Annotated in this window: 10 protein-coding genes and 1 pseudogene; 6 read left to right on the forward strand and 5 right to left on the reverse strand. The window is 60.7% G+C overall.

What is annotated here, in order from left to right; translation table 11 throughout:
- Nucleotides 1-105: 105 nt before the first annotated feature.
- Nucleotides 106-984: pseudogene (locus QJT78_RS45670) on the forward strand (efflux RND transporter permease subunit); the annotation flags it as partial.
- Nucleotides 981-1,292 (forward strand): DUF3240 family protein, encoded by a 312-nt coding sequence (locus QJT78_RS45675; protein ID WP_028153132.1) that lies wholly within the window; start codon nt 981-983, stop codon nt 1,290-1,292. The pseudogene QJT78_RS45670 and the gene QJT78_RS45675, both read left to right, overlap by 4 nt.
- An 18-nt stretch (nt 1,293-1,310) precedes the next feature.
- Here the strand turns inward: QJT78_RS45675 and QJT78_RS45680 are convergent, their stop codons facing one another.
- The 3 genes from QJT78_RS45680 to QJT78_RS45690 all read right to left on the reverse strand — a co-directional run bounded on the left by QJT78_RS45680 (nt 1,311) and on the right by QJT78_RS45690 (nt 4,593).
- Nucleotides 1,311-3,599, reverse strand: a complete 2,289-nt coding sequence (locus QJT78_RS45680; protein ID WP_028153133.1) for a heavy metal translocating P-type ATPase — start codon at nt 3,597-3,599, stop codon at nt 1,311-1,313.
- Complete coding sequence (locus tag QJT78_RS45685; protein ID WP_155258074.1) at nt 3,589-3,864, reverse strand: hypothetical protein; 276 nt, start codon at nt 3,862-3,864, stop codon at nt 3,589-3,591. Before QJT78_RS45685 ends, QJT78_RS45680 begins: the two co-directional genes overlap by 11 nt.
- Before the next feature lie 276 nt (nt 3,865-4,140).
- Nucleotides 4,141-4,593 (reverse strand): DUF6789 family protein, encoded by a 453-nt coding sequence (locus QJT78_RS45690; RefSeq protein WP_038944691.1) that lies wholly within the window; start codon nt 4,591-4,593, stop codon nt 4,141-4,143.
- Between the two features lie 317 nt (nt 4,594-4,910).
- On the opposite strand from QJT78_RS45690, the gene QJT78_RS45695 reads away from it, so the two are divergent.
- On the forward strand, nt 4,911-5,042 hold the full coding sequence (locus tag QJT78_RS45695) for a hypothetical protein (RefSeq protein WP_264653556.1): 132 nt from the start codon (nt 4,911-4,913) through the stop codon (nt 5,040-5,042).
- Nucleotides 5,043-5,225: 183 nt separating this feature from the next.
- Nucleotides 5,226-6,572, forward strand: coding sequence for a Na+/H+ antiporter NhaA (gene nhaA, locus QJT78_RS45700; protein ID WP_028153135.1), 1,347 nt, complete (start codon nt 5,226-5,228; stop codon nt 6,570-6,572).
- A 406-nt stretch (nt 6,573-6,978) separates the two neighbouring features.
- On the opposite strand, the gene QJT78_RS45705 is transcribed toward nhaA, so the two are convergent.
- Together QJT78_RS45705 and QJT78_RS45710 are read right to left on the reverse strand one after the other, a co-directional pair.
- Nucleotides 6,979-7,332 carry a c-type cytochrome gene (locus tag QJT78_RS45705; protein WP_028153136.1) on the reverse strand — a complete coding sequence of 118 codons (354 nt, stop codon included), beginning with the start codon at nt 7,330-7,332 and terminating at the stop codon, nt 6,979-6,981.
- 23 nt (nt 7,333-7,355) lie between these two features.
- A complete protein-coding gene (locus QJT78_RS45710; RefSeq protein ID WP_155258075.1) occupies nt 7,356-7,634 on the reverse strand; it encodes a hypothetical protein in 279 nt (92 codons plus the stop codon).
- Between the two features lie 155 nt (nt 7,635-7,789).
- On the opposite strand from QJT78_RS45710, the gene QJT78_RS45715 reads away from it, so the two are divergent.
- Nucleotides 7,790-8,242, forward strand: a complete 453-nt coding sequence (locus QJT78_RS45715; protein WP_028153137.1) for a pyridoxamine 5'-phosphate oxidase family protein — start codon at nt 7,790-7,792, stop codon at nt 8,240-8,242.
- A 150-nt stretch (nt 8,243-8,392) separates the two neighbouring features.
- Nucleotides 8,393-8,749 carry a cytochrome c gene (locus tag QJT78_RS45720; protein ID WP_038944690.1) on the forward strand — a complete coding sequence of 119 codons (357 nt, stop codon included), beginning with the start codon at nt 8,393-8,395 and terminating at the stop codon, nt 8,747-8,749.
- The last annotated feature ends 348 nt before the right edge of the window (nt 8,750-9,097 follow it).

Here is a 9,097-nt window from a genome sequence, read left to right on the forward strand (position 1 = left end):
AACGTCCTGCCTGACCGGCTACTGCTGTTCAGCGGCGCTGACGGCGATCATCAGGTGGGGGAGTTTCAAGTGACCATACCCGGGGGATTTTGACCGACCCACGGGGCGAATTCGCTGCGCACCCAGATCGAGGGCCGTACCATCGGGACGGCGCTCGAGGAGGGACGCCGCACGCCGATCCTGGTCCGCGGCAGCGAGACTACTCGGGAGGCGCCGACTCTGCTCGCAAGCCTGCCATTGACGCTTTCGTCCGGGCAGCACGTCGCACTGTCGCAGGTCGCCCGCATCCAGCGCGTCGACGGGCCCGTGAAGATCGACCGGGAAAACGGCGAGCGTATGAGCGTGGTTCGCGCCAATGTCCGCGGCCGCGACATGGTCGGATTTGTCCAGGCAGCTCAGCAGAAGGTTGCCGCCGGGCTTCCGCTGCCAGACGGCTATCGACTGGCCTGGGGCGGCCAGTTTGAGAACCAGCAGCGCGCCGCCGCGCGGCTCTCTGTCGTGGTGCCGGTCGCCATTGGCCTGATCTTCGTGCTGCTGTTCACCACATTCGGCTCGGTCCGCCACGCGCTACTGGTGTTGGTCAACATCCCCTTCGCGCTGATTGGCGGCGTGTTCGCGCTGGTCTCGAGCGGCGAATATCTGTCTGTTCCGGCGTCGGTCGGATTCATCGCGCTGCTCGGCATAGCCGTACTGAACGGCGTCGTGCTGGTCTCCTATTTCAACCAGCTACGCGCTCACGGCCTGAGCGAGGGTCGCATCGTCGTCGAAGGCGCCATGCGAAGACTGCGGCCCGTTCTAATGACGGCCAGCATTACGGCGCTGGGATTGATCCCGCTGTTGTTCGCCTCCGGTCCGGGATCTGAAGTGCAGCGACCGCTGGCCATCGTCGTGATCGGGGGCCTGGTGTCGTCGACACTGCTGACGCTGATCCTGCTGCCGATCCTGTATCGCCGCTACGGCGGCGCTGCGAAGGGGGCAAAATGACGAGCGTGTCCGTCTGCCTCACGCTGGTCCTGCCGCGCCAGCTTCGCGACGAGCTGTTCGACTATCTCGGCGAACAGACCGATCTGGTGAGGGGTTTCACGGCCTCCGATGCTGCCGGATACGGCACCGCCGTGCGGCTCCAAAGCATGGCCGAGCGCGTCAAAGGGCACGCCGATCAGGTCATCGTATGGATTGTCCTACCACGGAACGATGCTGAGCGCCTGCTCGACCGGGTTCGGGCTTCGTTCACCGGCACCAACCTCGTCTACTGGATCCAGCCCGTGGCGGAATTCGGCACGGTCGACTAACCAACATCGCCAAGCTGCTCAGTCCGCGGCCACGGCTTCGTAAATATCGTCCTCTTGGGCCGTATGCATGCGCACCAGCGTTTCGATCGCCTCGATCACACGCTGGGCATCGCGAATAAGATAGCGGTCGATCTTTTCTGACGGCAGGTCGGCCGCGATCCGTGCGAGCAGCCGCGCAAGGTGCAGGATCTCACGATGCGCGCGGCTCATGGCAGAGAGGCCGTGGCGTTCACGCAGCACCTCCGCAATCTTCGGATAGACGCTGCCCTCGTCCTCGCGCTCGTGCTTCACTACACTGCCCTGAACGAGGCGATCAGCCTCTTCGATCAAGGCCGCAGCGGCGTCTGGCGGCACATCGTCGATCGCATCGACGATCTTGCGCAGTCGGTCGAGATCCCCGAACAGCGCCTGATGGTCGTGATGCAGTGCCAGGCCCTGCTCTGCGGATATCCGGCGACCGGCGCTCCCATGGGCTGGAGTGAGCGCCCGCAGCGCGTTCAGGATGACGGCAACATCGATCACCTCCTGCACGATCGCCGCCGGCACGGGATCCAGCCAGCCAACGGTAGCGGCCACCATGGCAGCTATCGACAATCCCATGCCAATAATGACGCTTTGGAGAGCGATACGCCGTGCACGCTGCGCAATTATGATCGCTTCGCCGACGCGATCAAGCCGATCGGTAAGGATGACCACATCCGCCGCCTCGGACGAGGCGCTCGCGCCGCGTGCGCCGAGCGCGACCCCGATATCGGCCACGGCCAGTGCCGGGGCGTCATTGATGCCATCACCGACCATGATGGTCGGATGCAGCCGCTGTTCAGTGCGCACCGCCTCGACCTTGTCCGAGGGAACGCGGTCAGCCAGCACGGCATCGAGGTCGAGCGCTGCTCCGATTGCCTGCGCCGCTGCGGCACGATCGCCTGTGACCATGACCATTCGTACGATGCCCGCATCGCGCAGCAGCCGGATCGCTCGCGGCGTATCAGCCCGCAGCTCGTCGGCCAGCAGCAGCGCGCCGATCGGACGGCCGTCCACGGCGACAAAGACGATCAGCGCCGAGCGCCACGATGCGCGCCGGATTGCCCGCAGCTCCCACGGCGACAGCTCGGCATGTGAGCGAAGCAACTCTCGCGAGCCCGCAGTTACCCGGCGGCCGTCGATCAGGCCGGACAAACCGGTGCCCATGGCTTCTTTGACCTGTTCGGGCGCTTTGAGCTTGAGGCCGCGATCGACGGCCGCAGAGACGACGGTCTTGGCGAGGACGTGATGCGAGGCCTGCTCAAGCGAGGCCCCAAGCGTGAGGACCTCGTCCGGATTTTCCCCCGGAGCGACTTCAACCGAAAGCAACCGCGCACCTCCAACCGTGAGGGTGCCGGTTTTGTCGAAGAGCACGGTACGCGCACGAGCCAGCGCCTCCAGTGCCCCTCCGCCCTTGACCAAGATGCCGCGACGGGCCGCTTGCGCCACGCCGGCGATGAAGGCGACAGGTGCGGCCAGAATCAGGGGGCAAGGCGTTGCCGCCACCAGCACAGCAAGGCTGCGGGTCAAATCACCGGAGATCCGCCACGCCAGGAAGGCGATGACGAGCGTCACGGGAAGAAAGATCAGCGCATAGCGGTCGGCCAACCGCACAAAGGGGGCCTTCGCCGTTTGCGCCGCCGTCACCATGCGCACAATACCAGCGTAGGTACTCTCGCCAGCCGGTGCGGTAACGGTCAACTCGAAGGTCTCACCCGCATTCAGCGAACCGGAAAGAACGGCGCTGCCGCGTGTCTTCTCGACCGGGATCGGCTCGCCCGTAACCGCGGACTCGTCGATGGTGGCCATGGCCGAACGGACGATGCCGTCGACTGGCACGATCTCGCCGGCCCGTACCAGGAGCTCTTCGCTGACCAAGACCGCCTCGATCGGAACCTCTTCGATCCGCTCGCCGGTCTTGCGATGTGCCCGGCGCGGTGCACGATCGACCAGTGACCGCAGGTCGTGCTCAGCCCGCGCGATCGCGATATCCTCCAGCACGTTGCCGCCGGAATACATCAGCGCCACCACGGCGCCGGCAAGCGGCTGGCCGAGCGCCAATGCCGCGCTCATCGACAGGAGCGCAATCGCGTCCACTCCCAGCCGGCCGCCCAGCAAGTCCCTGAAGATCGAGACCGCCAGTCCTCCTATCACGGGTGCCGTGCCGATTGCCCATAGGAGATCGGCCAGATCAGGCCGGCCCGCGGCTCGCGCAACAATACCCGCGGTCAATCCCGCGATTGCGATCGCAACCAGGGTCCATCGCAGAACCCGCTCAAACGACATGGTTTGGTTCCGAAACTACCTGCATCATTCTCTGCCGAAACCAGCCCCGCTGTTTGAGCAGAATCAACTGACAAGTCTCGAACGTTCGCCTCCGAAAACGCAGCCATTCGCCAGCCGGCCCATGAGCTAAGTCAACATCTTTTTCGAGGATCTGGCCGATGCTTTCTCGAAAAGGGAGCGTCATGCGTGCTCTGGCTCTTGCGGTATTACGCCGCTGTTTTCTGGCGTAACCTTGAGCTTCGCTGCCGAAATCGGCAAAACTCACATTCCGGACCGGCTCGGACCACGCCAACGAGGAGTTCAGTGGTGGATTAGCCCCGCCAGCGACGGCCGCAAGACGACCGGACCAGGGTAGGAGCTCTATCTGGGGCAATTCGGTACGCCTATCTTTCGCGACGTAGACGTTCCGGCGTTCCCCGCGACTAAACACGGTCAGAGACATGCTGTTTCGGGCGAATGGCCGCTCTGCGCCAAGAGCTGCCCTTCACACCAGGTCTCACGTTGACCCCAAACGGACATGCGCTGATCACATTCAAGCAAGTCAGGAATTGAGTGCGCTGTAAACCATGCCGAGTGTTACACTGTAGATTAGGAGCATTGCCAGCGAGAACAGTGCGGGTAAAATGCCAAGCCCAACCTGGAGTGCGAATAACCCAAGGCCGATCATAGGAAAGAACACCAGTCCCATAATCGCCCATCCGAGCACACCGTATATTATTCCTTTGATAGCACCGACGTTGCCTGGCAGCCATCGATAAAGATGTCCAAAGATGAAACTGACTAAGGTTGAGCCATTCAGGAATGAAAGTAACCAAGGCACTACCGGATGGATTGCAGTGCCGGTTACATGGCTCAGCGTCGCCTGGAGACTTTCGTAGGGCTGGAATGACGGAAGCAGTCCAGCCCAAGATTTGAAAACCATCAGCAGGGAATGCGCGATGCTTCCGCACAACCCTGCAACAACTGCCTTCCATATCCTATCGCCTGAAGGCATGATATCGGTCGCTCATTGTCAGAGTGGCTTTCCAAATACCACGCGGTCGCTGCTACTCGTCGCGATCATTGACGCAATTCGACTGAGGGCGTCAGGCTTGCCTCGTCGAGCACGTAAACCACAACCTGCGCGGGCAGATCGCCTTATTGTAGGTCGCGAAGGAGGTTGAGGAACTGCTCAAGCGTGAAGGGAAGTATGCTCCGATCGTCGCCGATAGCTTCACTAAGCGTAGAGAACTGCGCTGCGGCGGCGTTTGATGCGGATCAACGTCGTCCCTCAAAGTTCGCTCGTGGGCCGCTATAAGGCGCCGAGCGGACATGGCTAGTACCCGGCTCGCGGCTCTCTTAGTTACCCCGATCGCCATCGGCGGCCTGGTGCCGATCCGCGCGGATAGCTCGATCTATCTCTATTTGGCGATTGGGACGAAGGCGGTTGTGGAAGGCACCTAGCCAATCTGCCGGGGCGCGTTCAGTCGAGCACCGCTTCTGAGCCCAAAATCGACATTCGGGACGGTCATTCTTCCAAGGTTGAATTGCCGCCATCCCGATGTATAACGGCGTTCGGGTGCTCGCTGCATTGAGCAGCGACAGGCTGAGCGATGGTCGGGCCGCCACGCGGAAAGCGTGCGCCCCATGAACGATAGCCCTTCATTTGACGATCTGCCGAAAGCCCAGCGGCTGGCGGAACAGGCCCTCAGCACCCTTCAGCGGTTTCTGCATGTGGAGGCAATCAGTGGTGCCGCGCTTCTCGTTGCCGCTGCCGCTGCACTGATCTGGGCCAACTCTCCGTTCGTTCATAGCTATCACGCCTTTTGGAACCTTCCGCTTACAATCGGTGTCGGGGAACACGTCTTTTCCCGGTCGCTGCATTTCTGGGTCAACGACGCGCTGATGACAGTCTTCTTCCTCGTCGTGGGCATGGAGATTCGGCGCGAGGTTCATGAAGGCGCACTGAGCAAAATCGACCAAGCCATTCTGCCTCTGGTCGCCGCGACTGGTGGCGTAATCGTCCCGGCGCTCATCTATCTGAGCCTCAACGGCGATCCGGCTAGAGGGCAAGGCTGGGCCGTGCCAACCGCGACAGACATAGCCTTTGCTGTTGGGGTGCTCGCGCTGCTTGGACGAACGATCCCGGTCAATGTGCGGGTCTTCCTGCTTGCTCTAGCGATCATCGATGACATCATTGCGGTATTAATCATTGCCATCTTCTATACCGCCAGCCTTCAGCTTGGCGGTTTCATCATCGCGTCAATTGGCGTTCTCGCGGTTTGGGGATGTCAGCGGATTGGGATCGGTTCTGCGCCCTTTTACGTACTGCCCGGTTCTTTGGTTTGGATTGGGTTCATGGTAGCCGGCATCCATCCAACCCTTGCAGGTGTCGTGCTCGGGTTGATAACTCCGGTACGCGCCCTACCAATGCGGGAGCCGCCGCTGGAAGTCGTGTCGCGAGTGCTCAAGCAGTTGCGAAGCAGCGATGCGGTGAAGGCAAAGGATCCGCACCTGTTAGAGCAACCGCTGCGAGACCTTCGCGTAGCTCACCGCGAGATATTGCCGCCGGTGTCGCGGGTGCAGATGGCAATGCATCCGTGGGTGGCTTACGGCGTCATGCCGATCTTCGCGCTGGCGAATGCCGGCGTCAGCCTAGCGGGCGCTGATCTCTCCGCTGGGAGCCATCTGGTGATGATGGGCACTGCGCTTGCCTTAGTCGCTGGGAAACCGCTTGGCGTCGTCGGCGCGACTTGGGTCGCGGTACAACTGGGCTGGTGTCGCCTTGCTCCGGGCGTTTCGTGGGGTGGCGTCTGTCTGGTCGGCCTGCTGGCTGGGATCGGCTTTACCATGTCGATCTTCATCTCGATGCTCGCCTTCTCCGATGAGGGATTATTGAGGGCGGCGAAACTGGGGGTACTCCTCGGCTCGCTTGTCGCCGCCACACTAGGCCTTGGCTGGGGCGTCACCTACGTTCGACGTCAGGGAAAGTGACTCCAATGTCATTCAAAGCCCCGCACGTATCCTTCGTATCATTCGCCACTGAAGTTCTACCCTCCGGGATTACCCAGGTGATGATCGTCGAATCTGGCTTGCACCTAAATCCGAAGCATCCCTCGTACAATCGATCCGCCGTAGAAACTCTCATCTTGGCCGCGCAAAACTATGTTAGCGCCAACATAGACGGTCCTGCCTCTATTCGGCTTGTTTCGACCCGAAGCGGGGAAATCTGACAGCCTAGTCACTGTTATGTTGTCGGCAATTGGGCCCTTCTGAGACGTGCGGTTCGGCCGAATGTCCGCCTTGCGCCAACAGCTGCCTTCGCCGCCGGGTGTCGGGTTGATCCAAAGAAACCGTCTGTTGTCGTCGAGCATTTTGGTCCCCTGGAGATGGCCAGACCTTATCGCTGCGGAGATTGTTTTCGGCTGGGTCGCTCCTCAATTGACTTCATGTAGTTTAGGACTGCCTCCGCGTCGTTCCTGTTGAAGCGGAAGGTCGGCATTGAGGGATGAATGCTACTATAGCCATCCTGTAGTTGCTGCAGGAAATCGCTGTCGTAGAGTTTGGTTTCGCTGAAGCTGCGAAAGGGCGGCGCTTGCCTGTTAGGACTCGCGCCGGTCCTGCCAACTGAGTGACAGCGGGCGCACAATCTTTGCAGCAGCTCTTTGCCATGTTGCTGCTCCTCCTCGCGCGCATGGGCGCAGGTGCTTGACCAGAGACCTATTGTCGAAAGCATCAACAAGCACCGCATCATCGCAGTCGTTCCCGCGAAACAGTTCACCAACGCGAGGTAGCCTTGCCGTAGACATAGAGCGCAACCAGCCCGACGGTCACCACCGTCGAGAAGATCAAGATATTTCGATCCCAATCGACTCGCTCCTTCTCGGCTCTTCTGAAAGCGAGAGCCGTGAATAGGGCTTTCAAGGCAAATCGGCGCATCGAAGCAGCCCTCCCAGTCCACACGATGTCACCGCCGTTCAAAGCCTGCTTGATGCAGCTCAAAGCATGAGGTCGGTTGGCGATGGGGCCCGCTATAGCGACAAGCATAACTGCCAAACAGCGCTCCCTCCGAGAGCGATTGGCGCAATTGCGCTCAGGCGTATGGCAGGCCCACTGCGCCTACGCTTGGCGGCCGGCTTCCTCGATACTTGACCTGCCTCAAAACGTACACGCTAGTTCGGGGCTAAACTGGTCTAAATCGGAGGCGACCAATGGACGAAACGTTCAGGCGGAAAATCCTTCGGCTTCTGGATCAGCACCGGACGACGAGGATCGCTACCCTACGATCTGACGGCTGGCCCCAGGTGACCACTGTCGGCTACGCCAATGATGGGCTCGTCATCTATTTCCTTTGCGGAGCGGACAGCCAGAAGGCAGCTAACCTGGCGAAGGACGATCGGGTCTCGCTAACGGTGGATGACGATCCCACGCAAGTGATGGACATCGTGGGCCTATCGATGGCGGCACGCGCGAAGCTCGTAACGAATCCCGCCGAATTCGAAAAAGCCCTGCGCCTCCTGATCTCGCGGTATCCGAACCAGAAGAGTCTTGATCTCCCCATGCCGAACACTTCGGAGGTCTGCGTCTTCCGCCTGACACCCACGATTGTCTCCCTGCTCGACTACTCAAAGGGATTTGGACATACCGACCTGATCGCGTGCTAAAGAGCCGCATCCTGCGCTAAAGGCGGGTGCGCTCGGTCATTCTGCTTTCTTTCGCCAGAACAGCTGATCGGCAGGCGGTTTTGGCGATGAGATGCCCGCTGGCGCTCGCGCGGTTGCTGTGAGTGCCCCAACCGCGAGTTGAAACGGAACATGTTCCGCAGCATGCGAGTCAACATCAGCCTCGTGATCCTGATCGCGCTATTAGCGTTGTTTCTCGTCCGCGTGCACAAGGCGGACGGATCTAAACTTGCTGCAGACAGCGCGTTTGAAGGACGTCGCCTCGCGGAAGCATGGTGCAAGCCGTGTCATGCAATCGAACCGCACATGCCGGGAATGTCGGATCAGGCACCGGGCTTCGCGTCAATCGCAAACAGGTATGGAACGACGGCACTTTCGCTGAAAGTGTTCCTGAAGACCAGCCACCAGAACATGCCGAACCTCGTCATCGCGCCCGATCAGGCCGACGCTCTCGCGAATTACATCCTTAGCCTAAAGACTCAGGACTAGAATGCTGATCGGCGTGGCCGTGACCCTAAGCCCGGGTCTTAGCGAGCCCGGTCGGCTTGCAAGGTCTCGAAGAACGCAACGATCGCGTCAATCTGGTATTCGACGAGCTTTGGCTTAAGCATTGCCTGGTTCGGGCCTACGCGACGGTGGTTTGACGTCAATAGCTGTCGAAGATCGTTGGCTGAAAAGGATGGCCGGCTTGCAATTTCGCTGAAGCTTGGCGCGGGGAAGCGAAAGGCGAGCTATGGCGGAATCTGGGTGATGACGGTGTGAGGAAGGCGGCGTATCGAGGCGGGTGACGAGCCTGCCAGAACCTCTCGAGGAGAGCGATACGCCATGACCGAGACT

It is taken from the genome of Bradyrhizobium sp. Mp27 (genome assembly GCF_029953005.1).
GTDB lineage: Bacteria > Pseudomonadota > Alphaproteobacteria > Rhizobiales > Xanthobacteraceae > Bradyrhizobium > Bradyrhizobium barranii.

Bases quoted from the DNA above. Each gene is read 5' to 3' on its own strand.
- QJT78_RS45675 (WP_028153132.1), top strand. From the start codon at position 981: ATGACGAGCGTGTCCGTCTGCCTCACGCTGGTCCTGCCGCGCCAGCTT.
- QJT78_RS45680 (WP_028153133.1), bottom strand. From the start codon at position 3,599: ATGTCGTTTGAGCGGGTTCTGCGATGGACCCTGGTTGCGATCGCAATC.
- QJT78_RS45690 (WP_038944691.1), bottom strand. From the start codon at position 4,593: ATGCCTTCAGGCGATAGGATATGGAAGGCAGTTGTTGCAGGGTTGTGC.
- QJT78_RS45695 (WP_264653556.1), top strand. From the start codon at position 4,911: ATGGCTAGTACCCGGCTCGCGGCTCTCTTAGTTACCCCGATCGCCATC.
- nhaA (WP_028153135.1), top strand. From the start codon at position 5,226: ATGAACGATAGCCCTTCATTTGACGATCTGCCGAAAGCCCAGCGGCTG.
- QJT78_RS45705 (WP_028153136.1), bottom strand. From the start codon at position 7,332: ATGATGCGGTGCTTGTTGATGCTTTCGACAATAGGTCTCTGGTCAAGC.
- QJT78_RS45715 (WP_028153137.1), top strand. From the start codon at position 7,790: ATGGACGAAACGTTCAGGCGGAAAATCCTTCGGCTTCTGGATCAGCAC.
- QJT78_RS45720 (WP_038944690.1), top strand. From the start codon at position 8,393: ATGTTCCGCAGCATGCGAGTCAACATCAGCCTCGTGATCCTGATCGCG.